This window comes from Nocardia fusca NBRC 14340, from assembly GCF_001618425.1.
Lineage (GTDB): Bacteria > Actinomycetota > Actinomycetes > Mycobacteriales > Mycobacteriaceae > Nocardia > Nocardia fusca.
Genome location: NZ_BDCU01000017.1, coordinates 370,780 through 395,458 on the forward strand (window position 1 = coordinate 370,780; position 24,679 = coordinate 395,458).

The following is a 24,679-nucleotide window of genomic DNA, read 5'->3' on the forward strand; positions in this document are numbered from 1 at the left end:
CGGGCCCCTCGTTCAGTTCGCGGCCAGCCGCCGAACCGGCGCCGGGAGATCGCGGACCCGCTGATACGGCCCCGCCACCGACGCGGCGAACGGCCGGGACAGCAGCGCCGCCGCGACCTCGCCGACCTCCTCGGTGGTCACCGCATCGATCCGGGCCAGCGTCTCGGACACACTGCGGTGGTTGCCGTAACTGAGCTCACTGCGGCCGATCCGGTTCATCCGGGACGCCGAATCCTCCAACCCCAGCACCAGCCCGCCGCGCAGCGAACCCTTGGCCCGGGCGCATTCGGCATCGGTGATACCGTCCGCGGCGATCTCCTCGAGCACTCCGCGGGCCAGCGTCGCCACCTCACCGAGGTTCTCCGGCTGGCAGCCCAGGTACACCGAGAACGCTCCGGTGTCGGCGAAGGTGTCCACACTGGAGTACACCGAGTAGGCGAGCCCGCGTTCCTCCCGGATCCGCTGGAACAGCCGGGAACTCAGACCGCCGCCGACCACCGTGTTGAGCACCGACAGCGGCCACCGCAGCTGTCCTTCGTGGCGCCCGTAGGCCCGGACTCCGAACACCAGATGCGCCTGTTCGCTGTCCCGGTTGGACCAGGTCAGCCTCGGCTCGTCCCGGGTACGGAACCGGCCCTCGCGCCGCGGCGCGGGCAGCGCGCCGGGGTCGAGCCGGCCGGCGACCGCGCGATGTACCAGTTCCACGGTGTGCTCGTGCTCGATATTGCCCGCGACCGCGACGACCATCCGGTCGGGGGTGTAGCGGCGCTGATGGAAGGAACGCAGCTGGCTCGCGCGCATCCCCTCGATGGATTCCACCGAGCCGATGATCGGCCGGCCGATCGGGTGATCACCGAACAGTGCGGTGAGGAAGGCGTCGCCGACGAGATCCTCCGGATCGTCGTCGCGCATCGCGATCTCCTCCAGCACGACCTGCCGTTCCACATCGACATCGGCCGCCCGGCACAGGCCGTTGAGCACCACATCGGTGACCAGGTCCACCGCCAGCGGCAGATCCTCGTCCACCACGTGGGCGTAGTAACAGGTCTGCTCCTTGGCGGTGAACGCGTTGAGTTCGCCGCCGACGGCATCCATGGCCTCGGCGATATCCAGCGCCGAGCGACTCGGCGTGGCCTTGAACAGCAGGTGCTCCAGGAAATGCGCGGCACCGGCGACGGTCGGGCCCTCGTCGCGCGAACCGACCCCTACCCATACGCCGATGGACGCCGAACGCACGCCGGGTACATGCTCGGTCACCACGCGCAGACCACCCGGCAGGACGGTACGCCGCACTCCGTTGTCGATATCGACCGTTTCGCCGATCCGCCACGCCGATGACGAACCCCCCTGCCCACTCGGGCGCAGGGGGGCCGTCGTTTTCTGCTCCGTCACACGACCAGTACTACTCGGTCGTCGCCGCGTCCGCATCGGCGGGCGCCTCGTCGGCGGTCTCGTCGACGGGGATCAGCGAAATCTTGCCGCGGTTGTCGATATCGGCGATCTCCACGCGCAGTTTGTCGCCGACGTTCACCACGTCCTCGACCTTGGCCACGCGCTTGCCGTTGCCCAGCTTGGAGATGTGCACCAGACCGTCACGACCCGGCAGCAGCGAGACGAACGCACCGAAAGCGGTGGTCTTGACCACGGTGCCGAGGAACCGCTCGCCGACCTTGGGCAGCTGCGGGTTGGCAATCGCGTTGATCGCGTCGATCGCCGCCTGCGCCGACGGGCCGTCGGTGGCACCGACGAACACGGTGCCGTCGTCCTCGATGGAGATGTTGGCGCCGGTGTCCTCGGTGATCTGGTTGATCATCTTGCCCTTGGGCCCGATCACCTCGCCGATCTTGTCGACCGGGATCTTGATGGCGGTGACCCGCGGGGCGTAGGGGCTCATCTCGTCCGGGGTGGCGATGGCCTCGGCCATCACGTCCAGGATCGTGGTGCGGGCGTCGTGCGCCTGGCTCAGCGCACCGGCCAGCACCTGCGAGGGGATACCGTCCAGCTTGGTGTCGAGCTGCAGGGCGGTGACGAAGCCCCGGGTGCCGGCGACCTTGAAGTCCATATCACCGAAGGCGTCCTCGGCGCCGAGGATATCGGTCAGCGCCACATAGCGGACCTCCTGCGCCCCGGCCTCGTTGGTGACGGTGTCCGACACCAGGCCCATGGCGATACCCGCAACCGGCGCCTTCAGCGGCACACCGGCGTTGAGCAGCGACAGGGTCGAGGCACAGACCGAACCCATCGAGGTCGAACCGTTGGATCCCAGCGCCTCCGACACCTGCCGGATCGCGTACGGGAACTCCTCCTGGCTCGGCAGCACCGGGATCAGCGCCCGCTCGGCCAGTGCGCCGTGGCCGATCTCGCGGCGCTTGGGCGAACCGACACGACCGGTTTCACCGGTCGAGTACGGCGGGAAGTTGTAGTGGTGCATGTAGCGCTTGGAGGTTTCCGGGCCGAGCGAATCGACCTGCTGCGCCATCTTGACCATATCGAGGGTGGTCACACCCATGATCTGGGTTTCGCCGCGCTCGAACAGCGCCGAACCGTGGGCCCGCGGCACCACGGCGACCTCGGCCGACAGCGCCCGGATATCGGCCAGTCCACGGCCGTCGATCCGGAAACCGTCGGTGAGGATGCGCTGACGGACCAGCTTCTTGGTGACCGAGCGGAACGCGGCCCCCAGCTCCTTCTCCCGGCCCTCGAACGATTCGCCGAGACGGGACAGCACCTCGAGTTTGATCTCGTCGATCTTCTCGTCGCGCTCCTGCTTACCGGCGATGCTCAGCGCCTCCGACAGCGGCGCCTTCGCGGCGTCCTCGACGGCGGCGTACGCGTCGTCGGCGTACGGCGGGAACAGCGGGAATTCCTCGGTGGGCTTGGCCGCGAGCTCGGCCAGGTCCTGCTGCGCCCGGCACAGCCGCGCGATGAACGGCTTGGCGGCCTCGAGCCCCTCGGCGACCACGGCCTCGGTCGGCGCCTGCGCGCCACCGTCGATCAGCGCGATCACATTGTCGGTGGCTTCGGCCTCGACCATCATGATCGCCACATCACCGGTCTCGGTGACCCGGCCGGCCACGACCATATCGAAAACAGCCTTCTCCAGCTGCTCGACGGTCGGGAAGGCGACCCACTGGCCACCCGCGGCGGTACCCACCGCCGGATCGTTGATCAGCGCGACACGCACGCCGCCGACCGGACCGGAGAACGGCAGGCCCGAGATCTGGGTGGACGCCGAAGCCGCGTTGATGGCGACCACGTCGTAGAGATCCTTGGGATCGAGGCTCAGCACGGTCACCACGACCTGGATCTCGTTGCGCAGGCCGTCGACGAACGACGGGCGCAGCGGCCGGTCGATCAGCCGGCAGGTGAGGATCGCGTCGGTGGAGGGACGGCCCTCGCGGCGGAAGAACGAACCGGGGATCCGGCCCGCCGCGTACATCCGCTCCTCGACATCGACGGTCAGCGGGAAGAAGTCGAACTGGTCCTTGGGGTGCTTACCGGCGGTGGTCGCCGACAGCAGCATGGTCTCGTCGTCCAGGTAGGCGACGACCGATCCGGCGGCTTGTTTCGCGAGCCGGCCCGTCTCGAAGCGAACCGTGCGGGTGCCGAACGCGCCGTTGTCGATCAGCGCGACGGATTCGAAAACACCCGGTTCGACCTCGATGGCCGAGCTCTTCGAGCGTTCAATCGTTTCTGGCATTTCTCTGTTCTCAACCTCTCGTCTCGCCGGATACAGCGCCCGGTGGCGCGATCCGGCTGTGTCAGCCGTACCAGGTTCGAACGCGGCGCGTCGGCGGAACCGCGGTGACCGTCGGGGTCAGCGGTGGCCGTATTCGTGCTGCGGCGCGTACACCCGGCCGGGCTCCCCTTGGAGCCGGCGACGCGGAGGCGGTCATCGATCGAAGCTCTCCGGCGTATCACGCCCGGGCCGAAAAGCCACTACCGAAGACCGACGCCACGAGCGCGGGTGTGCACGGCTGGTTCTGTCGTTTCCGTGCCCGGGAGAGTCACCCGGTACACGAAAATGCCGACGAGGCGATTGTATGCGCCCCGTCGGCATACGTACCGCCCGGCTCGTGGAACCGGGCGTGTTCAAGATCGATCAGCGCCGCAGGCCGAGGCGTTCGATCAGGCTGCGGTAGCGGTTGATGTCGTTGTTCTGCAGGTACTTCGACAGCCGCTTGCGGCGACCGATCAGCGCCATCAGCCCGTGGCGGGTGTGGTGATCGTGCTTGTGCACCTTCAGGTGCTCGGTGATATCGGAGATACGCTTGGTCAGCAGTGCGATCTGGGCCTCCGGCGAACCGGTGTCCGTCTCGTGCAGACCGTACTCCGCGAGAATGGTCTTCTTCTGCTCGGTGGTCAGCGCCATGGGGCATCCACTCCTGTTTCTCAGTTCCGCGCACAGGGGCCCGGTGACCGCAGCACTCGATATTCGCCGACAGCGCATATCGTGATGATCCGGCCGGATATCCGGGATGGGCGCCGCCGCGGACCGCAGCAGACCCGACGGGCCACCTTACCCGAGCCGTTTCCGACCGCCCACGCCGGGCCGGGTTCAGGTTCCGGAACCGAGGACCTTGCGGGTCGCGTCCACATCCCGGCCCATGACCGCGACCAGTTCGTCGACCGAATCGAACTTCCGCATCCCGCGCAGATGGTCCACGAAATCCACGGCCACGTGCTGCCCGTAGAGATCGGCCTCGCGGTCCAGGACATAGGCCTCGACCGTACGGGCCCGGCCGGAGAAGGTGGGGTTGGTACCGACCGAGATCGCGGCCATCACAGGTTCGCCGGGTGTCACGGTGCCGATGGTCGGCCCGGGGCCCAGCACGGTGAACCATCCCGCGTAGACCCCGTCGGCCGGGATGGCGGCATGCATGGGGGGCGCGACATTGGCCGTGGGGAAACCCAGCGTGCGGCCGCGGCCGTCACCGCGCACCACCACACCCTCCACCCGGTGTGGGCGGCCCAGCGCGTCGGCGGCGGCGGCCATATCGCCGGCGTCGACACAGGCGCGGATGTAGGTGGAGGAGAAGGTGACGGCATGCTCGCCCAGCAAGGTCACGCCGTCGACCTCGAAACCGAACCGGCTGCCGAGTTCGCGCATGGTGTCCACGGTGCCCGCGGCCTTCTTGCCGAAGGTGAAATTGTCGCCGACCACCACTTCGCTGACGTGCAACCGCTCCACCAGCAGGTCGTGCACATACTCGCCCGGGGTGAGCTTCATGAAGTCGTGGGTGAAGGGCATGACGCAGAAGACGTCGACGCCCAGCTCCTCGGCGAGTTCGGCGCGGCGGGTGAGCGTGGTGAGCTGCGCCGGATGGGAACCGGGCCGGATCACCTCCATGGGATGCGGATCGAAAGTCATCAGTACCGCCGGGACACCACGGGCGGCAGCGGACTTCACCGCCCGGCTGATCAACTGCGCGTGTCCGCGATGAACACCGTCGAACACGCCGATCGTGAGAACGCACCGCCCCCAGTCCGCGGGTACGTCGTCGAGACTTCGCCACCTCTGCACAGACGCCAAGCCTACGCAAACATGCGGCCGTACCGTATTCGGGTGCGACCGGTGTTCGACTGCGCAACGCCCGGGCGAACACCGGGTTTCCCGGAGACGGCGCAATATGCGTACCTCCGCATCCGCTCCGGCCGTGCGCAACCACATGTCCACGACCGCACACAACCCCCACCCGAACAGAACCTCGGCGTACCTCCGCATCCGCTCCGGCCGTGCGCGGACTGCGGACGGGCTACGCCCACCAGCGCCATCTAGGTGTATTGCCCCGGGAATGCTTAAGCTCGTGATTGTGCCCGGAAAACGAGATATCGCCACCCGACGGGACCTCGCCGACGCCGGGGAATCGGTCGCTCCGGGACTGTCGTCGGTGGCCCAGGACTATCTGAAAGTCATCTGGACCGCCCAGGAGTGGTCGCAGGAACGGGTGAGTACCAAACTGCTCGCCGAGCGGATCGGCGTCTCCGCCTCCACGGTGTCGGAGGCCGTGCGCAAATTATCGGACCAGGGCCTGGTCGAGCACGCCCGGTACGGCTCCATCACCCTGACCGAGGACGGCCGCCGCGCCGCCATCGATATGGTGCGCCGGCACCGCTTGATCGAAACCTTCCTGGTGAGCGAGCTGGGTTACGGCTGGGACGAGGTGCACGACGAGGCGGAGATCCTCGAACACGCGGTCTCGGATCTGCTGATGGCCCGGATCGACGCGAAACTGGGGTTCCCCGACCGGGATCCACACGGCGACCCGATCCCGTCGGTGGACGGTGCGGTGCCCACACCGCCCGCGCGCCGGTTGAGCGATTTCGAGGCCGGTGAGTCGGGCCGGGTGGCCCGTATCTCCGATTCCGATCCGGACATGCTGCGGTATTTCGATTCGGTGGGTATCGCCCTGGACACGGTGATCGTCGTGGTGGAGCGGCGAGATTTCGCGGGCACCATCGCGGTGCGGATCGGGCGCGAGGAATCCCTGACCGATCTGGGCAGTATCGCCGCCGAGGCCATCTGGCTGCGGGAGTGATGCCTGGCCCGGCGCGACCGGGCCGGACGGCCGGGGCGCGCACATAGCGCACCGCCGCGCGACACGCGGGCGACGACAGGCCGGCCGAACGGATATACCGCCGACTCACGCGGTGTGAACCATTGCCGCGGGCAGTGCCGCCGTGCTATTCATATTGTCAACAATCCGACAATTTCCGAGTGGCTTCCACTCGGCCTCGCACACCCGTCGGTCCGGCGCGCCGCACCGACTGTCCCGGGAGGCGGAACACCATGGCCGAACTTTCCCCGATCCTGAAGCAGGCCACACCGGTCACCGTCGATCACGGCGCCGGCTGCTACCTCTACGACGTCGACGGCCGCCGGTTTCTCGACTTCACCGCCGGTATCGGCGTCACCAGCACCGGCCACTGCCATCCCCGGGTCGTCGCGGCGGCTCAGGAGCAGGTCGGCAAGCTGATCCACGGGCAGTACACCACCGTGATGCACCGGCCGATGCTGGAACTGACCGAACGCCTGGGCACCGTGCTGCCCGCGGGACTGGACTCGGTGTTCTACGCCAACTCCGGTAGCGAAGCCGTCGAAGCGGCGCTGCGGCTGGCCCGCCAGGCCACCGGCCGCCCCAATGTGATCGTCTTCCACGGCGGTTTCCACGGCCGCACCGTCGCCGCCGCCACCATGACAACCTCCGGCACCCGCTTCTCTGCCGGGTTCAGCCCCCTGATGCCGGGTGTGCACGTGGCGCCCTTCCCCACCGCCTTCCGGTACGGCTGGACCGAGGCCGAGGCCACCGCCTTCGCACTGCGCGAACTCGACTATCTCTTCGCCACCCTCACCTCCCCCGCGGAAACAGCCGCGTTCATCGTGGAGCCCGTACTCGGCGAGGGCGGCTACATCCCCGGCAACCGCGAGTTCTTCCAGGGCCTGCGCGAACGCGCCGACCGCTACGGCATCCTGCTGATCTTCGACGAGATCCAGACCGGCTTCGGCCGCACCGGGAAGTTCTTCGGCCACCAGCATTTCGACGTCCGCCCCGATGTCATCACCATGGCGAAGGGTCTGGCCAGCGGCTTCCCCATCTCCGGAATCGCCGCCTCGGCAGAGCTCATGGGCAAGGCGTGGCCCGGATCGCAGGGCGGCACCTACGGCGGTAACGCCGTGGCCTGCGCGGCCGCCCTGGCCACCCTCGACGTGATCGAATCGGAAGGGCTGGTCGAGAACGCGGCGGTCCGCGGCGAACAGCTGCTGGCCGGTGTCCGCGCGGCCGAGACGAAAGCCGTCGGCGACGTCCGGGGTCTCGGCCTACTGGTGGGCTCGGAGTTCACCACCCCCGACGGCACGCCGGACCGGGAAACCGCCACCGCCGCACAGCAGCTGGCCGCCACCAAGGGCCTGTTGCTACTGACCTGCGGCGCCCATATGAACGTGGTTCGGATGATCCCGCCGCTCATCGTCTCCGAAGCCCAGATCGCCGACGCCCTGACCATCTGGTCCGAGGTCCTCGCCGAACTGGGCAGCTGACCCACTCCGCGGAATCCCCGGCAACGTCGCCGACCCCACCCGTACGACGCCAGGACGGATCGATGGCCCGCTACCTCACGATCACCCTCACCAAGACCGGCCTCACCTGCCGCGCCCGCCTGCTCGACGACGAAGCGCCACGCACCTGCGCCGCGGTATGGGAGGCCCTCCCCCAAGAAGGGGATGCCTTCCACGCCAAGTACGCCCGCAACGAGCTGTATACGCTGGTGCCCCGGATCCCCGGCGCCCCGCACCGGGAGAACCCCACGGTCACCCCGATTCCGGGTGATGTCTGCCTGTTCGACTTCGAGCCCTGGGAGATCGGCAATCCCGCCTACGGGTACGAACCGGGGTCGACCGCCCACCACGAACAGGGCGCCACCGATCTCGCACTGTTCTACGGCCGCAACAACCTGCTCATCAACGGCGATCTGGGCTGGGTGCCCGGCAATGTCTTCGCCACCATCGAGGAGGGGCTGCCAGAACTGGCCGCCGTCTGCAACACGCTGTGGCTGCACGGCGTGGCCGGGGAAACGCTCGCCTTCGCCCGGGCCTGACAGGCTGTGTTTTTGGCGCGCTGGCGCGCCAAAAACACAGCTCAGCGCCCGGCCAGCACCGCCTCCGCGTACCGTCCGATCGCGAGCACCAGGTCGTCGGAGTGCCGGGGCCCCACGATCTGCAGCCCGACCGGCATCCCGTCGCTCGTCCGGCCGGCCGGAATGCTGAGCGCGGGCTGCTGGGTGAGATTGAACGGATACGTGTAGGGCGTCCAATCCGGCCAGTCCGACATATCGCTGCCGGGCGGCACGTCGTGGCCGGCTTCGAACGCCGTGATCGGGACCGTGGGAGTGAGGAGGATGTCGTAGGCGGTGTGGAACGTCCCCATGGTGATCGCCACCTGGGCGGCGACCGCGCGGGCATCGAGATAGTCGGTCGCGGAGAGGGTTTCACCGTATTCCCAGACCCGCCGCAGGCCGGGGTCGGCGTTCTCGCGCGCACCCGCCGGGAAGTTCGCCAGCATCGCCGCGGCACCCGCCGCCCACATCACGTCGAAGGCGTCGCGCGGATCGGTGAAGCCGGGGTCGGCGGCCGAGACACGCAACCCGGCGGTCTCGAGAGCGTTCACGGCCCCGGATACGATCGCCTCGACCTCGGGATCGGGCCGGACATAGCCCAGCGTCGGCGAATAGGCGGCGGTCACGCCGCGGACCTCGCGCTGGATCTGGCCGCGGAACGTGGTCAGCGTGGGGGCGAGCGCGGTGGGATCGCGCGGGTCCGGGAGGGCCAGGATATCGAGCAGCAATGCCGCGTCCTCGACCGTGCGGGTCAGCGGCCCGCCGTGGGCCAGCGGGCCGAACGGGCTGGCCGGGTACAGCGGGATGCGGCCGTGGGTGGGTTTGAATCCGACGATGCCGCAGAACGCGGCCGGGATCCGCACGCTGCCGCCGCCGTCGGTGCCGACCGAGACCGGGCCCATCCCGGCCGCGACCGCCGCGGCGCTGCCGCCGGAGGATCCCCCCGCGGTGCGGGTGGGATCGACGGGATTGCGGGTGATCCCGGTGAGCGGACTGTCCGTCACACCCTTCCAGGCGATCTCCGGTGTGGTCGTCTTACCGACGATCACCATGCCGTCCTCCCGCACCCGGGCGGCGACGGGACTGTCCACCGGCCACGGGCCTTCCGGGCCGATGCTCAGGGAGCCGCGCCGGGTGGGCCAGTCCTCGGTGAGGAAGATGTCCTTGATCGAGATCGGTACACCGTCGAGCAGTCCGCGGACGTGCCCGGACTGCCAGCGCGCCTCGGAATCCTTGGCCTGCACCAGCGCCCGGTCGGGGTCGACGAGGCAGTAGGCGTTGATATCGGTATCGCGGACGGTGATGGCGGCGAGCACGGCCTCGGTCGCTTCCACCGGGGACAGGGTCCCGGCAGCATAGGCCGAGATCAGTTCCACCGCGGTCATCTCGACGGGGTCGGTCGGTCGCGGGGTCTCGGGTCGGCTCATCTGAGGCCCTCCTTCAGCCGGGCACGTACCCGAGCGTTTTGTCGACGACATTGTCCAGCGGACGGCCGGCCGACCAGCGGTCGAAGTTGGCGGCGAACGCGGAGACCATCTCGGCACGCCAGCCGATGAAATCACCGGAGTTGTGTGGCGTGATCCGCGCGGTCGGCAGGGTCCACAGTGGATGGCCGGACGGTAGCGGTTCCGGGTCCACCACGTCCAGCGCGGCACCGGCGATTCCCCCCGAACGCAGGGCGGCGACCAGGTCGTCGGTCACCACGAGTTCGCCGCGGCCCACATTAATGAACCGGGCGTGGGGTTTCATGGCGCCGAACGCGCGGGCGTCGAACATGTGCCGGGTGCGGTCGGTGAGCGGGGCGATGGCGATCACGTAGTCGGCGCAGGGCAGTTCGGCGTACAGGTCGGTGGTCACGACGCCGAAATCCGGATCGTCCCGGCGGGCGCGGCGGCCGATCGCGCGTACCTGTATCCCGGTGGCACGCAACAGTCCGGCGATGGCCCGGCCGATCGCCCCGGTGCCGACGACGAGCGCGGTGGCGCCCGCGATGCGCTCGGATTCACGGTGCTGCCAAACCTGCTGCTGCTGGAGCCGGTGGGAGCCGGTGAGGTCCTTGGCGAAATCGAGGATCTGGCCGAGGACGTATTCGGCGATCGCGGTGTCGAAGACCCCCCGGGTGTTGGTGACGACCACGTCGCTGTCGCGTAATCCGGGAAACAGCACGGTATCGACACCGGTCGCGGCGACGTGCACCCATTGCAGCCGGTCGGCCGCGGGCCAGGCGGCGGGCAGCGCACGCGTCTGGAAGTCGTAGACGAAGAGCACCTGCGTGCCCGACAGCGCGGCCGCCAATCCGGCGGAGTCGGTGTACCGCACCGTGGCCCGCGCACTCACCGGCGCCATGAGGGCCGGATCGGGCGGACGGCCACTGTGCACAACGGTGACAATCGGTCCCGATTCCATATTGACACGGTATGGTCACATCGTATGATTGTCAACAATCCGATCGTTCTCGGAGGTCTTCCCGGCTGAGTGCGAGAGGGGCCGCAGTGGAGTTCGATTTTCCCGATATGGAGGGCCCGGTCGCGCAACGGGGCATCGGTGTGATCGCGCCGTTCGACCTGGCATTGGAGCGGGAACTCTGGCGCTGGATACCCCTCGAGGTGAGCCTGCACCTGGCGCGCACACCGTATGAACCGGTCCCCGTATCGCTGGCCATGGCCGAACTGGTCTCCGATGCCGTGCACCTCACCGCGGCGACACGCAATGTCCTGCATGTCGAACCCGAGGTCGTCGCGTACCTGTGCAATTCCGGCAGTTTCATCAAGGGGATCGACTACGAGCGATCGTTGTGCGAAACGATCTGCCGCGCCGGTGCGGCGAACGCGGTCACCACATCCGGGGCCCTGCTCGAGGCCGTCCGCCATCTCGATATCGGCCGGATCTCCATCATGACCCCCTACGACGAACTCCTCACCGGCAAACTGCGCGACTTCCTCGACGAGGCCGGCTGCAGCGTGGTCCGGTCCGAGCATCTGGGCCTCGGCGGCGGTATCTGGAAGGTCAACTACCGCACCATCGCCGAACGCATACTCGGCGCGGACGACCCGAAGGCCGAGGCGATTTTCGTCAGCTGTACCAACCTGCCCACCTACGACATCATCGAGCCGCTGGAGAAGATGCTGGGCAAACCGATCCTCACCGCCAATCAGCTGACCATGTGGGCCTGCCTCGGGCGGATGAAACTGCCGATGATGGGGCCCGGCCGGTGGCTCTCGGAAGTCTTCTGAAACATCATGTCCCCGAACCGAACCCAGCCCAGGAACGGAGCCCTCATGCCGGTACCGACGATCGGATTCATCTACCCCGACCACGCCGCCGAGGACGACTACCCGCGGGCGGAGTCGATCCTGGACGCCCGGCTGCCGGTGGCCCATATCTACGGCACCGACCTGCACGCGATTCCGGAACTGCTGGATCTGGGCAGCCCGGACAAACTCCGGGACGGCGCGGCGCAACTGACCGCCCACCGTCCCGACGCGGTCGTCTGGGCCTGCACCTCCGGCAGTTTCGTCTACGGTCCGGAGGGAGCCCGCGAACAGGTCCGCGGATTGGCCGACGCCGCGGGGGTTCCCGCCTCCAGCACCAGTTTCGCCTTCGTGGCAGCGGCCCGGGCGCTCGGGGTGCGCCGGGTGGCGGTGGCGGCGAGCTACCCCGACGACGTGGCGCGGCTGTTCGCCGATTTCCTGGCCGATGCCGGGATCACGGTCGTGGCGTTCCGGAGCGCGGGTATCGACACCGCGGCGGAGGTCGGCACGCTGACCGCCGAGCAGGTGCTCCAACTCGCGGTCGCAAGCGACCATCCCGAAGCGGACGCGCTGCTGATCCCCGATACCGCCATGCACACCCTCGAGGTGCTGCCGCGCCTGGAGGCCGCGCTGGGCAAACCGGTGCTCACCGCGAACCAGGTCACCATCTGGGAAGGATTGCGACTCGCGGGCCGCACCCCGATATCGTCATCGCTGGGCGCATTGTTCGCGGAAAGGTCTGTCCATGTCGGTGGTTGATTTCGAACCGGTCGATCAGCGGTCCACCGCCGAGGTGATCGCGGACAAACTGCGCGAGGCGATCGTGCGCGGCGGTCTGGAACCGGGCGCCCAGCTGGGCGAGGCCGATCTGGCCGCGCGGTTCGGGGTCTCCCGGGGGCCGGTCCGGGAAGCCATGCAGCGTCTGGTGTCCGAGGGATTGCTGCGCAGTATCCGCAATCGCGGCATCTTCGTCATCGAGCTGACCCTCGCCGATGTCGTCGATATCTACCGTTCGCGCACCGCCATCGAGGGCGGGGCGCTCACCCTGATCCTCGACGGCCGCCGGGAGATCGCCTACGAGGCACTGGCTCCCAGCGTGCAGGCCATGCTCGACCGAGCCGAGGCCGGGGATGCCGCGGGCGTCTCCGATGCCGATCGGCGGTTCCACGAGGCGCTGGTGGCGGCCGCCGGTAGCCCGCGGCTGGTCCGGGCGGCGCGCACGCTGCTGATCGAGACCCGGATGTGCCTGGGCGCCCTGCAGACCACCTACCCGGACCTGGGAGTCCAGGCCCAGGAGCATGTGGCGTTGCGCGAGGCGATCGGGGCGGCCACAGCCCCCCGGGTACACCGGCTGCTGCGTGACCATATGGACGACGCGGTCCAGCGGCTGCGCGGGGGGTACACCGCCGAACCGATCCCCGGCTGACTCCGGGCGATCAGTCGATCAGCCCGCGCGGGCGCACCACCAGCACCGGCGAGGCACGATTGCCCTTCTCCTGAAGCAGCGCGATCACCTTCTCGTCCGCGGTGCGGGCGGCGTACACGCCCGCTGTCCCGACGGGTTCCAGCCAGCGCCCGTCCCGCAGTTTCTCCGCTTCGGCGGCGTCGATCGCGCGATGCGGGAAGCACAGGGCCACCGCGGCATCGATATCCAAGCCAGGCACCGGATCCTCGGCCAGCTCCTCCAGGGTGCGCGCGTGCTCCAGCGTGAACGGCCCGACCCGAGTCCGCCGCAACGCGGTCAGATGACCACCCACCCCCAGCGCCGCTCCCAGATCGCGGGCCAGCGCGCGCACATAGGTGCCCGACGAGCAATCGACCGCCACGTCCAGATCGACCAGGCCCTCGTCCGGCAGGTCGCGGCGCGCCAGCACCTCGAACCGGGAAACGGTGACCGGACGCGCCGCGAGTTTCACCTCTTCACCGGCGCGATGCCGGGCATAGGCACGCTCCCCACCGACCTTGATCGCGCTCACGGTGGCGGGCACCTGCTGGATCTCCCCGGTGAGTGTGGCGACGACCCGGGCGATCCCGGCGTCGTCGACGCCGTCGGCCGCCGTGGTGGTGAGCACCTCACCCTCCGCGTCGTCGGTGGTGGTGGACCGACCCAGGCGGATGGTCGCGGTATAGCTCTTCGTGGTGAGGGTGAGCAGTCCCAGCAGTTTGGTGGCGCGTTCCACTCCGAGCACCAGCACCCCGGTGGCCATGGGGTCGAGCGTGCCCGCGTGCCCGACCTTCTTGGTGCGCAGCAGTTTCCGCGTCTTCGCCACGATATCGTGGCTGGTCGGGCCCTCCGGCTTGTCGACGATCAGCAGACCGCCCAGCAGATCCGTCATCAGCTGTGCGCGATCGCGGTGACGATGAAACCGCCGGTGATCCGCCAGCGCCCGTCGAAGGAGGTCAGCGGCAGCCCGCCGTCACCGGTCTGGCCGGGTACCAGCAGCTGCGACCGGAAAGTCCCCGATCCGGTGTTGTCGGTGGCCTCGTCCACGGTGAAGGAGATGTGCGCGTCCTCGAAACCGAGCCAGCGGGTGGTGAGCGGGAACCACGCCTTGTAGGTGGCCTCCTTGGCGCAGAACAGCAGGCGGTCGAGGTGCAGCGCGGAATCGCTGGTGCGCAGCCATTCCCGTTCGGCGGGCAGGCTCACCGAATCGAGAACCCCCTCGGGCAGGGTGTCGTGTGGTTCGGCGTCGATTCCGATCGACCGGTAGCGCATCTTGTGGGCCAATGCCGCCCCGCGGAAACCGTCGCAATGCGTGAGGCTGCCCACGATTCCACGCGGCCACACCGGTGCGCCCCGCTCCCCCTTGCCGATCGCGACCGCCGGTTCGCCGAGCTGCGCCAGGGCCTGACGGGCGCAGTGCCGCGCACCGATGAAGTCACGGCGCCGCTTGTCCACCGATTTCGCGATGAGGTGCTCCTCGGCGGGATGCGGTTTCAGATCCTCCGGATAGTCGAACAACTCGGCGGAGGCGACATCGGCGGGCAGGATTGTCTCGATCATCGTCGCCGAGCCTACTGGGTGCGCACCCGGCGACGCCGGGCACACCGCCCACCGCCCGCGCGCGGCGCTGCCGGGGACTGCGGGGTACGGCCGGGCATCTCAGTCGAGCCCCCGCCGGCGCTGTGCCTTGGCCCGCATCTCCGCCGCGGCGGCCGCCATCTCGGGCGTCACCCGGAAATGGCCGCCCCATTCGTTCAGATCACCCGGGGCGTACTTCGGGTCGGGCAGGATCTGGCGCAGCAGGTTGTCGGGCTTACCGCGCTTCTGCCATTCCCGCGGATAGCCGAGCGAGACCTCCTCGAACCGGACCCCGTCGTAGAAGGTGGTCCGCGGGATGTGCAGATGCCCGTAGACAGCGCAGAGCACGTTGTAGCGAGTGTGCCAGTCGGCGGTCTGCTCGGTCCCGCACCACAGCGCGAACTCGGGATACCAGAGCATATCCGTGGGCTCGCGCAGCAGCGGGAAATGGTTGATCAGGACCAGCGGGGTGCCCTCGGGCAGATTGTCGAGCCTGCGCCGGGTCGCGCGCAGCCGGGCCGCGCACCAGGCGTCGCGAGTGAGGTAGGGGTCCGGCGACAGCAGGAATTCGTCGGTGGCCACGACATTGCGCTCCCGCGCGATCGCCAGTCCCTCGGCCTTGGTGCGGGCGCCCTTGGGCCGGAACGAGTAGTCGTAGAGCAGGAACAGCGGAGCGATGGTCACCGCGCCGCCGTGGGCCTCGGCACCCGCGCCGGTCCACACCGGGTACGGGTCCTCCGGGGTGAGCACGTCCAGATCCCGGCACATCGAGACCAGGTAGTCGTAGCGCGCCGCCCCGTGCATCTGTACCGGGTCCTTGGCGGTGGTCCACAGTTCGTGGTTGCCGGGCACCCAGATCACAGTGGCGAACCGCTCCCGCAGGAGTTTCAGCGCCCAGCGGATATCGTCACTGCGTTCGGCGACATCACCGGCGACGATCAGCCAGTCCTCCGGGGAATCGGGACGGATGTCCTCGACCACCGGCTTGTTGCCCTGGTGACCGACATGGATATCGCTCACCGCCATCAACTTGGGTATCACCACACCCACCTTCGCATATCGCCTGCGTCGCCCGGCACGTCTGTACCCGGCCACCCGCTCACGACGGGATTTCGGCACCGACACGGATCCAGCGCCCGGACAGCGCCCGCGCGCTCACCGCCGCCAGTCGCAACAGCATGAACGCGATCAACCCACACCAGATTCCGCCGATCCCCCAATCGAAGGCCAGCGAGAGCCAGATCGCCGGCAGGAAACCGACGAGGGCGGCCCCCAGGGTGGTGGTGCGCAGATAGGCGGCGTCCCCCGCGCCCAGCAGCACCCCGTCCAGCGCGAAGACCACACCGGCCACCGGAATCATGGCCACGAAGTACCACCACACGACGCCGGTCCGGTCCAGGACCGCCGCATCGGTGGTGAACAGCGGCGGAATCAGCACCGCGCCGGCCGCGAAGGCCGCGGCCAGGACCAGCGCGAACACCTCCGACCAGCCGGTGACCCGGCGGGCCACCGCCCGCGCGCCCGCCGCGTTCCGGGCACCCAGCGCCGATCCCACCAGCGTCTGCGCCGCGATGGCCAGCGAATCCAGGGTGAGGGCGAGGAAGTTCCACAGCTGCAGGACCAGCTGATGTGCCGCCACCGACGCCGCCCCGAACCGGGACGCGACGGCGGCGGCCGAGACGAAACACGCCTGGAAGGCGAGACTGCGCACGATCAGGTCACGGCCGAGCACCAGCTGGGCCCGCATCACGGGCAGCCGCGGGGCGAGCGGCACCCGGGCCCGGGCGAGCGCACCCAGGAACAGCCCGGCCGTCACCGCCTGACCCACCACATTGGCCACCGCGGACCCGGGCAGTCCCAGCCGTGGCAGCCCGGCGAGGCCGTGCACCAGCAGCGGGCACAACACCGCCGACAAGCCCAGCCCGAGCACCACATAGGTGAGTGGTCGCCGAGTCTGCTGCACTCCCCGCATCCACCCGTTCCCGGCCATGGACAGCAGGATCAGCGGCACCCCGAACAGGGCGATCCGCAACCAGGCCAGCGCCTCGGCCGCGATCTCCGCGTCCCCCGCGACGGCGCCGGCGATCGGCACCCCCGCCACCTGCACCACCAGGACGATCACCAGCCCGATACCGCCGGCCAGCCAGCTCGCCTGGACGCCCTCCGCGACCGCTCCCGGCTCGTCCCCCGCGCCGTGTCGCCGCGCCGAGCGGGCGGTCGTCCCGTAGGCGAGGAAGGTCAGCTGCGAACTGACCTGGGCGAGGATCAGGCCACCGACGGCCAGTCCCGCGAGCGCCAGCGCCCCCAGCCGGCCCACCACGGCGAGATCGAACAACAGGTAGATCGGTTCGGCCACCAGCACGCCCAGGGTCGGCAGCGCCAGACCCAGGATGCGCCGGGGCCCGGCCTCCACCGCCGGGGCCGGTGGCCCGGTCAGCTCCGTGTGCATCGTCGGCTTCCCGTCCGTTACTCGCCCCGTGCGGGCGCGCCCGGCGGCCCCGGGTCGCGCCGCGGGGCGCCTCCTCAACTGTCGCGAGCGGCTCGCACGCTAGCCCAGCGCGGTGCGCAACTGCGCCAGGATGTCCGCCGGCTCACCGTAGGTCGTGTACCCGGCCGCGTAGCGATGACCGCCGCCGCCCAGACCCGCGGCCACGGCCGCGACATCGGCGCCGTCGCCGGTCCCGGAACCGCTGTCCTTGGACCGCAGCGATACCGTCCAGCGGCGTCGTTCATCGGTCGGCCGGGCCTCTTTGAACACCGCCGCGATCCCGGCCTCCGCGGTCGCGCGCACGATATCGACCACACTTTCGGCCTCTTCCTGCCGCACCTCCGCGAGATCGGTGGCCAGCACGAACGCCGCGACCAGCCCGGTTCCGCCGTGCGCCGCGCGATCGAGCCGGGCCGAGGCGAGCACCGTCGACAACATCTGCAACCACGCGAAGGGATGGGTGTCCATCAGGGTGCGGGTGATGGCGGCGCCGTCGATCCCGGTGGCCAGCAGCCGTTCGGCCAGCGCATGGGTTCCGGGGGTCACCCACCGGAACGACCCGCTGTCGGTGGCCAGCCCGGCGAACAGGCAGTGGGCGATCCCGGCGTCGATCGGCTCGTCCCAGGCGTCCAGCAGGGCCGTGATGACACTGGCGGTGGACACGGCGTCGGGATCGATCAGGTTGATCTCCCCGAACCGGGTATTGGACCGATGATGGTCGATCACCAGCGTGCGTGACGCCCCGGGCAGCCGGTCGGCGAGTGCGCCGAGCCGGCCCACGCTGCCGCAGTCCACCGTGACCAGCAGATCCACCTCGGCCGGCACCTCGCCGGGCGGCACCAGGAACCGCATCCCCGGCAGGGTGCGCAGTCCGGCCGCCGGTTCGGCCGGTTCGGCGAACGACACCCGTACCGGCACGCCGCGGCGGTCCAGTACCGCAGCCAGCGCCAAACCGCTGCCGAGTGTGTCGGCGTCGGGCTGGATATGGCACAGGACGGTCACCGAACGCGCGCTGTCCAGCGCCCCGACGGCCGCGGTGAAATCGACCGCGGCACCGGTTGTGGTCATATCGGCCGCGACTCAGTCGTCGTCGCGGGGTGTTTTGTACGGGTCCGCATCGCCCGCCGGGGTGGCCTCGGCGGCCACCCGCGCGACTTCGTCGTCGGCGGCCCGGGCCCGCGCCAGCAGATTCTCCATCTGCCGCGCCGCGTCCGGCACGGTATCGAGCACGAAGCCGAGCGTGGGTGTGAACTTCACCCCGGTGCCCGCGCCCACCTTCGATCGCAGCACACCCTTGGCCTTTTCCAGGCCGGCGGCCGCGGCGTCGTAGTCGGGTTCGGCGTCGACGGTTTCACCCATCACCGTGTAGAAGATCGTCGCATCGTGCAGATCGCCGGTCACCCGCGCATCGGTGACGGTGACGAAACGCAGCCGCGGATCCTTGATTTCGTATTCGATTGCCGTGGCCACGATCGCGGAGATCCGCTTGGCGAGCCGGCGTGCCCTGGCTTGATCCACCATGGCCGCTCCTTTCCCTGTTCAGCGACGGTGGGACGGTCCGCGCGAGACCTGCCGCACGGACCGCGGCCACCGCTGATATCACTCGCGGCCGGTCAGTCCTCGGGTCCGAAGACTCGCCGGCGTACTGCCAGCAACTGTAACTCCGGACGTGCCGCGACATGTCGTTCGCATCGATCCAGCACAGCCGTCAGATGGTCCATTCCGGCCGACACCATCGCCACCCCGAGCAGGGTGCGGCGGTATCGGTCGTGTTCCCCCGCCTCGGCGGTACTCACCCCGAAGCGCTGGAGTTCGGCCAGTATCGGCCGGATCACCGAACGCTTCTCCTTCAGCGAGTGCACATCACCCAGCAGGATGTCGAATTCGAGTGCACCCAGGTACACGCAACCTCCCGGTTATTGCGACATTCCGGCCCGGCGGGACCCCCATGGGCAGGTGTACCGCTGTGCCGATATCGATGGCCGGACCGGGCGGTGGAATTCCGCCCGGTCCGTATCAGCTCAGTCGCGCGGCTTCTCGCGCAACTCGTAGGCCTCGATGATGTCGCCTTCCTTGATATCGGAGTAGGTCAGCGTCATACCGCATTCGAAGCCCTCGCGGACCTCGGTGGCATCGTCCTTCTCCCGGCGCAGCGAGCTGATCGTCGTGGATTCGGCGACCACCACGTTGTCGCGCAGCAGGCGGGCCTTGGCATTGCGTTTGACGCTGCCCGAGGTGACCATGCAACCGGCGATGAGACCGATCTTGGACGACCGGAAGATCGCCCTGATCTCGGCGCGGCCCAGTTCCACCTCTTCGTAGATCGGCTTGAGCATGCCCTTGAGCGCGCTCTCGATCTCGTCGATGGCCTGGTAGATCACGGAGTAGTACCGGATGTCCACGCCTTCGCGGTTGGCCAGCTCGGTGGCCTTGCCCTCGGCCCGGACATTGAACCCGATGATGATCGCGTTCGATGCCGACGCCAGGTTGACGTTGGTCTCGGTGACACCACCGACACCGCGGTCGATGACCCGCAGGCGCACCTCGTCGTCGATCTCGATCCCGAGCAGGGCCTCTTCCAGCGCCTCGACGGTACCGGAGTTGTCGCCCTTGAGGATGAGGTTGAGCTCGCTGGTCTCCTTCAGCGCGGCATCCAGATCTTCCAGGCTGATGCGCTTGCGGCTGCGTGCGGCCAGCGCGTTGCGCTTCCGCGCGTTGCGCCGGTCGGCGATCTGGCGGGCGATACGGTCCTCGTCCACCACCAGCAGGTTGTCACCGGCGCCGGGCACCGAGGTGAAGCCGACCACCTGCACCGGCCGCGACGGCAGGGCGGCCTCGACATCGGCGCCGTGCTCGTCGACCATCCGGCGGACGCGGCCGTAGGCGTCGCCGGCGACGATGGAATCGCCGACCCGCAGCGTGCCGCGCTGGATGAGCACCGTGGCGACCGGGCCGCGACCGCGGTCCAGATGCGCCTCGATGGCCACACCCTGGGCGTCCTGCTCCGGGTTCGCCCGCAGGTCGAGCGCGGCGTCCGCGGTGAGCAGTACGGCCTCCAGCAGGGCGTCGATATTGGTGCCCTGTTTGGCGGAGATGTCGACGAACATGGTGTCGCCACCGTATTCCTCGGCCACCAGCCCGTATTCGGTCAGCTGCTGCCGGATCTTCTCCGGGTTCGCGCCTTCCTTGTCGATCTTGTTGACCGCCACCACGATCGGCACGTCGGCCGCCTGCGCGTGGTTGATCGCCTCCACCGTCTGCGGCATGACGCCGTCGTCTGCGGCGACCACCAGGATCGCGATATCGGTGGCCTTCGCACCGCGGGCACGCATGGCGGTGAATGCCTCGTGACCCGGGGTGTCGATGAAGGTGATGAGCCGGTCGTCGTCGCCCAGATGGGTGAGCACCTGGTAGGCGCCGATGTGCTGGGTGATACCGCCGGCCTCGCCCTCGCGGACATTCGCCTTACGGATGGTGTCCAGCAGTCGGGTCTTACCGTGATCGACGTGGCCCATGACGGTGACCACGGGCGGACGCTGCTCGAGGTCTTCCTCGCCGCCCTCGTCCTCACCGTAGGTCAGGTCGAACGATTCCAGCAGCTCGCGGTCCTCGTCCTCGGGGCTGACCACGTGCACGACGTAGTTCATCTCGCCGCCGAGCAGCTCGAGGGTCTCGTCGTTGACCGACTGGGTCGCGGTGACCATCTCGCCCAGGTTGAACAGGGCCTGCACCAAGGCGGCCGGGTTCGCGTCGATCTTCTCCGCGAAATCGGACAGCGACGCACCGCGAGCGAGGCGAATCACCTCACCGTTGCCACGGGGCAACCGCACGCCGCCGACCGAGGGGGCCTGCATCGAATCGTATTCCTGGCGCTTCTGCCGCTTCGACTTGCGACCACGCCGGGGCGCACCACCGGGACGGCCGAACGCACCGGCCGCACCACCACGGCCACCGGGACCGCCCGGACGGCCACCGCCGCCACCGGGACGACCGCGGAAACCGCCGCCACCGGCGGGAGCACCGGTACCGGCGGGGGCGCCGCCGCCACCGCGGTAACCACCGCCGCCGCCACCACCACCGGGACGACCACCGCCGCCACCGGGACCGCCACCGGGACGACCGGGACGACCACCGGCTGCCGGACCCGGACGGGCCGAACGCTGCGGCATCGCGCCGGGGGTCGGACGCGGGGGCATGGAGTTGGGGCTCGGACGCGGACCGCCGGGACGGGGACCGCCCTGAGCGGCTGCCGGACGGGGACCGCCGGGGCCGGGACGCGGGGCGTTCTGGCCGGGACGGGGACCGCCCTGCGGGCGCGGTCCGCCCTGCGCCGGACCGGGACGCGGGCCGCCCTGGCCCGGAGTCGGGCGGGGGCCCGGCTGCGGACGCGGGGACGGACGCTCACGCTCGGGCGCCGACGAGAACGGGTTGTTGCCGACGCGCGGGGTCTTGGGGCCGGGTTTCGGGCCCGGCCGGGCCGGGCTCTGGCCGGGGGCGGCGGCCGGACGCGGCTGACCGGGACGCGGGGCGTTACCCACCGGACGCGCGCCGGAAGTGGCCGGTTTGGCCGCGGGGGCCTGCGCCTGGGGACGCTCGGGCTCCCGGGCGGGCGCCGGACCCGGTTTCACCGCGGGGCCGGGACGCGGACCCGCGGGTTTCGGGGCGTCACCGGCGGCCGGAGCCACGGTGGACTCGGCGGTCGGCGCGGTATCGGCCGGGCTCGGGGCCGCGGGGGTCCGCGGTCCGGGACGCGGTCCGGGCGCCGCCGGTTTCGCCGCGCCCGAGGGACCGGGGCGCGCGGTGGTCTTGGATCCGTTGGATCCGGATTTCGCCGGGGCGGATTTCGCCGCGAACGATTCACGCAGCCGGCGCGCGACGGGTGCCTCCACCGTCGACGACGCAGACTTCACGAACTCGCCCTGCTCCTTGAGCTTCGCGAGTAGTTCTTTGCTCGTGACACCGAGTTCTTTGGCCAACTCGTGCACGCGGGCCTTGCCTGCCACTGCTCTCCTCACTGAGAGGTCGAGCAGTGCCGCCCGCCTGCTGGCGGGGACCCGCACGACCTCGGGTTAACTCCGATGGACGTTCATCGTTGGTACTTCACGGTGTGCTCATGAGTGCTCGTGCCTGTTCTCGAGGTGTTGCTCCACGGCTGAGATATCCAGATGTCCGGACACTCGTAGTGCTCTGCCGATCGCTCGGCGCCGGACCGCTGTGCTCAGACAAGCCGAAAAGGGGTGCAGCCACGCACCCCGCCCGGAAAGTCTGCGCTGTGGATCGGGAACGATCGTGACAGTGTCCGTACCGTCGCCGGTCGAACATCCGCACACCACGATCCTCAGCAGTTCGGGGGCCGGTTCGCGTTTCCGGCAACCGACACACGTTCGCACCGGAACCGCCGGGCGCCGGAGCGCCGCCGACTCATCGCCGCGTTCGCGGTCGGTAACCGAAGACTCGGACCGAACCTCGTACCACTCTACCGCTGACCGCTGCGTGCTCTCCAACCCCGCCCCCGATGACGGCGCGCGGACCGAGTCGGCGCGGCGTGTTCGCTGGTCGCGGGTCGCCCGCCGCGCGGACGCCGATTCGGGGTCGGGTGTCACCGGCGATGCGCCTCCGTTCGCACCGCGCCTCCGGCATCCGGGGCCGCGTCGCTGCGGATATCGATCCGCCAGCCGGTGAGCCGGGCCGCGAGACGGGCGTTCTGCCCCTCCTTGCCGATGGCCAGCGACAGCTGGAAATCCGGGACGACCACCCGGGCCGCCCGCGCATCCGGGTCCACAACTGTGACGGAAACCACCTTCGACGGCGAGAGCGCATTGCCGACGAAGGTCGCCGGATCGTCGGCGTAATCGATGATGTCGATCTTCTCGCCGGCCAGTTCACTCATCACATTGCGCACCCGCTGCCCCATCGGACCGATACAGGCACCCTTGGCGTTCACCCCGGAGACCGTGGAACGCACCGCGATCTTGGACCGGTGCCCCGCTTCCCGGGCCACCGCCACGATCTCCACCGACCCGTCCGCGATCTCCGGCACCTCCAGCGCGAACAGGCGCCGGACCAGGTTGGGATGGGTCCGCGACAGCGTGATCTGCGGACCACGCGGGCCCCGCGATACCCCCACCACGTAGCACTTGATCCGGTCGCCGTGCTCGTAGCTCTCGCCGGGCACCTGCTCGGCGGACGGGATCAGACCCTCGGTCCCGTGCAACTCGCTGCCGATCCGCACCACCACCGTGCCGCGGGCATTGGCGCGCGCGTCGCGCTGCACTACGCCGCCGACGATATCGCCCTCGTGGGTCGAGAACTCGCCGAAGGATTTCTCGTTCTCCGCGTCCCGCAACCGCTGCAGTACGACCTGACGCGCGGTGGTGGCGGCGATCCGGCCGAAACCCTCGGGGGTGTCGTCCCATTCGGAGATCACATTGCCGTCGGCGTCGAGTTCGGTGGCCAGCACCCGCACGACTCCGGTGCGCTGATTGATCTCGACCCGGGCGTTGGGTTGATGGCCCTCGGTGTGCTTGTAGGCGGTGAGCAGCGCGGATTCGATCGCGGAGATCACGGTTTCGATCGATATCCCTTTATCCGCCACGATGGCGCGCAGGGCTTCGATTTCGATGTTCATTCCATGGTCCCTTCGGTCGAATCGGACGCGGCGACAGCAGTTCCGGTGGGCTCCGCGGCGTCCACTCCCGCGGGTGGGCGGCCGGCGGCCACGCCCCCGGCGAGTTCGAGTTCGCGCGCGTTCGGCGGGGAGAACTCCACCTCCACCACGGCGCGCGCGATATCCGCCAGATCGACGCTCGCCAGGCGCGGTCCGGGTTTACCACTCAGTACCAGTGCGATCCGGTCGTCGTCGAGGACACCGATCCGGGCGGTGAAGCGCGTCGGCAGGCCGGGTTCCGGCGGTTCGACGCCCGGTTTCAGGGTGATCTCGGCCTTCCGGCCGCGAGCCCGGCGCCAGTGCCGGGGGGCGGTGAGCGGGCGGTCGATTCCGGGGGTGGTCACCTCGAGCAGGTACCGGGCGGCCTCGAATTCGTCGTCCGCGTCGTCCAGGCAAGCCGACACCTGCGCGCTGAGTTCGGCGATACTGTCCAGGTCGGCGCTGCGGTCACTATCCACGATAACCCGTACCCGGGTCTGTCCCGCCGCGGTCGAAACCTCGACACCCTCGAGATCGAATCCTCGACCGGCGACGAGTCCGGCGACGAGCCGGCTCACCCTCTCCTCGGTCGGCATGGGCATATGGGCAGCTCCTGGTTCAGTTGTCACGCGGACGGAAATGTTCTGTGCCGGTGACCT

At 69.3% G+C, this 24,679-nt stretch carries 23 protein-coding genes; 6 read left to right on the plus strand and 17 right to left on the minus strand.

Features of this window, described 5'->3' with window-relative positions; all coding sequences use genetic code 11:
- Window positions 1-12: 12 nt before the first annotated feature.
- From NF4_RS08155 to NF4_RS08170, 4 genes are all read right to left on the minus strand, one after another.
- Window positions 13-1,428, minus strand: coding sequence for a M16 family metallopeptidase (locus NF4_RS08155; protein ID WP_084532943.1), 1,416 nt, complete (start codon window positions 1,426-1,428; stop codon window positions 13-15).
- Window positions 1,403-3,700 carry a polyribonucleotide nucleotidyltransferase gene (locus NF4_RS08160; protein ID WP_063126626.1) on the minus strand — a complete coding sequence of 766 codons (2,298 nt, stop codon included), beginning with the start codon at window positions 3,698-3,700 and terminating at the stop codon, window positions 1,403-1,405. Before NF4_RS08160 ends, NF4_RS08155 begins: the two co-directional genes overlap by 26 nt.
- Window positions 3,701-4,102: 402 nt before the next feature.
- On the minus strand, window positions 4,103-4,372 hold the full coding sequence (gene rpsO / locus NF4_RS08165; protein ID WP_030521700.1) for a 30S ribosomal protein S15: 270 nt from the start codon (window positions 4,370-4,372) through the stop codon (window positions 4,103-4,105).
- A 186-nt stretch (window positions 4,373-4,558) separates the two neighbouring features.
- Window positions 4,559-5,524 carry a bifunctional riboflavin kinase/FAD synthetase gene (locus NF4_RS08170; protein WP_198165254.1) on the minus strand — a complete coding sequence of 322 codons (966 nt, stop codon included), beginning with the start codon at window positions 5,522-5,524 and terminating at the stop codon, window positions 4,559-4,561.
- Between the two features lie 271 nt (window positions 5,525-5,795).
- On the opposite strand from NF4_RS08170, the gene NF4_RS08175 reads away from it, so the two are divergent.
- The 3 genes from NF4_RS08175 to NF4_RS08185 all read left to right on the plus strand — a co-directional run bounded on the left by NF4_RS08175 (window position 5,796) and on the right by NF4_RS08185 (window position 8,595).
- On the plus strand, window positions 5,796-6,539 hold the full coding sequence (locus NF4_RS08175; RefSeq protein WP_084532944.1) for a metal-dependent transcriptional regulator: 744 nt from the start codon (window positions 5,796-5,798) through the stop codon (window positions 6,537-6,539).
- 251 nt (window positions 6,540-6,790) lie between these two features.
- On the plus strand, window positions 6,791-8,038 hold the full coding sequence (locus NF4_RS08180; protein WP_063126628.1) for an aspartate aminotransferase family protein: 1,248 nt from the start codon (window positions 6,791-6,793) through the stop codon (window positions 8,036-8,038).
- Between the two features lie 62 nt (window positions 8,039-8,100).
- Window positions 8,101-8,595 carry a DUF3830 family protein gene (locus NF4_RS08185; protein WP_063126629.1) on the plus strand — a complete coding sequence of 165 codons (495 nt, stop codon included), beginning with the start codon at window positions 8,101-8,103 and terminating at the stop codon, window positions 8,593-8,595.
- A 41-nt stretch (window positions 8,596-8,636) separates the two neighbouring features.
- Here the strand turns inward: NF4_RS08185 and NF4_RS08190 are convergent, their stop codons facing one another.
- Together NF4_RS08190 and NF4_RS08195 are read right to left on the minus strand one after the other, a co-directional pair.
- Window positions 8,637-10,040 carry an amidase gene (locus NF4_RS08190; protein WP_084532945.1) on the minus strand — a complete coding sequence of 468 codons (1,404 nt, stop codon included), beginning with the start codon at window positions 10,038-10,040 and terminating at the stop codon, window positions 8,637-8,639.
- Between the two features lie 13 nt (window positions 10,041-10,053).
- The gene (locus NF4_RS08195) at window positions 10,054-11,019 is read right to left on the minus strand and encodes a D-2-hydroxyacid dehydrogenase (protein ID WP_063126631.1); all 966 of its coding nucleotides are present in this window, start codon (window positions 11,017-11,019) and stop codon (window positions 10,054-10,056) included.
- Between the two features lie 107 nt (window positions 11,020-11,126).
- On the opposite strand from NF4_RS08195, the gene NF4_RS08200 reads away from it, so the two are divergent.
- Genes NF4_RS08200 through NF4_RS08210 form a run of 3 tightly spaced genes read left to right on the plus strand, consistent with a single transcriptional unit; the run spans window position 11,127 to window position 13,290 of the window.
- Window positions 11,127-11,846 (plus strand): maleate cis-trans isomerase family protein, encoded by a 720-nt coding sequence (locus NF4_RS08200; protein WP_198165271.1) that lies wholly within the window; start codon window positions 11,127-11,129, stop codon window positions 11,844-11,846.
- Between the two features lie 45 nt (window positions 11,847-11,891).
- A complete protein-coding gene (locus NF4_RS08205; protein ID WP_063126633.1) occupies window positions 11,892-12,623 on the plus strand; it encodes a maleate cis-trans isomerase family protein in 732 nt (243 codons plus the stop codon).
- A complete protein-coding gene (locus NF4_RS08210) occupies window positions 12,610-13,290 on the plus strand; it encodes a GntR family transcriptional regulator (RefSeq protein ID WP_063126634.1) in 681 nt (226 codons plus the stop codon). Before NF4_RS08205 ends, NF4_RS08210 begins: the two co-directional genes overlap by 14 nt.
- A 10-nt stretch (window positions 13,291-13,300) precedes the next feature.
- On the opposite strand, the gene truB is transcribed toward NF4_RS08210, so the two are convergent.
- From truB to rimP, 11 genes are all read right to left on the minus strand, one after another.
- Window positions 13,301-14,200, minus strand: a complete 900-nt coding sequence (gene truB, locus NF4_RS08215; RefSeq protein WP_063126635.1) for a tRNA pseudouridine(55) synthase TruB — start codon at window positions 14,198-14,200, stop codon at window positions 13,301-13,303.
- Complete coding sequence (gene npt, locus NF4_RS08220; RefSeq protein WP_063126636.1) at window positions 14,200-14,868, minus strand: 4'-phosphopantetheinyl transferase Npt; 669 nt, start codon at window positions 14,866-14,868, stop codon at window positions 14,200-14,202. The genes truB and npt overlap by 1 nt, the downstream gene beginning before the upstream one ends.
- A gap of 99 nt (window positions 14,869-14,967) precedes the next feature.
- Window positions 14,968-15,927, minus strand: coding sequence for a metallophosphoesterase family protein (locus tag NF4_RS08225; protein WP_157120051.1), 960 nt, complete (start codon window positions 15,925-15,927; stop codon window positions 14,968-14,970).
- 58 nt (window positions 15,928-15,985) lie between these two features.
- Window positions 15,986-17,335 carry an MATE family efflux transporter gene (locus tag NF4_RS08230; protein WP_063126637.1) on the minus strand — a complete coding sequence of 450 codons (1,350 nt, stop codon included), beginning with the start codon at window positions 17,333-17,335 and terminating at the stop codon, window positions 15,986-15,988.
- A gap of 99 nt (window positions 17,336-17,434) precedes the next feature.
- Complete coding sequence (locus tag NF4_RS08235) at window positions 17,435-18,442, minus strand: DHH family phosphoesterase (protein ID WP_063126638.1); 1,008 nt, start codon at window positions 18,440-18,442, stop codon at window positions 17,435-17,437.
- 12 nt (window positions 18,443-18,454) lie between these two features.
- A complete protein-coding gene (gene rbfA, locus NF4_RS08240; RefSeq protein ID WP_063126639.1) occupies window positions 18,455-18,895 on the minus strand; it encodes a 30S ribosome-binding factor RbfA in 441 nt (146 codons plus the stop codon).
- A 92-nt stretch (window positions 18,896-18,987) separates the two neighbouring features.
- Window positions 18,988-19,278, minus strand: a complete 291-nt coding sequence (locus tag NF4_RS08245; protein WP_030521718.1) for a DUF503 domain-containing protein — start codon at window positions 19,276-19,278, stop codon at window positions 18,988-18,990.
- 117 nt (window positions 19,279-19,395) lie between these two features.
- Window positions 19,396-22,377: a translation initiation factor IF-2 gene (infB, locus tag NF4_RS08250; protein WP_063126640.1), complete on the minus strand. Its 2,982-nt coding sequence runs from the start codon at window positions 22,375-22,377 to the stop codon at window positions 19,396-19,398.
- A 108-nt stretch (window positions 22,378-22,485) separates the two neighbouring features.
- Entirely contained in the window at window positions 22,486-22,977 is a 492-nt protein-coding gene (locus tag NF4_RS39970; RefSeq protein WP_369690917.1) for a YlxR family protein, read from the minus strand.
- A complete protein-coding gene (gene nusA / locus NF4_RS08260; protein WP_063059735.1) occupies window positions 22,974-24,002 on the minus strand; it encodes a transcription termination factor NusA in 1,029 nt (342 codons plus the stop codon). Before nusA ends, NF4_RS39970 begins: the two co-directional genes overlap by 4 nt.
- A complete protein-coding gene (rimP, locus tag NF4_RS08265) occupies window positions 23,999-24,622 on the minus strand; it encodes a ribosome maturation factor RimP (RefSeq protein ID WP_063126642.1) in 624 nt (207 codons plus the stop codon). Before rimP ends, nusA begins: the two co-directional genes overlap by 4 nt.
- Between the last annotated feature and the right edge of the window lie 57 nt (window positions 24,623-24,679).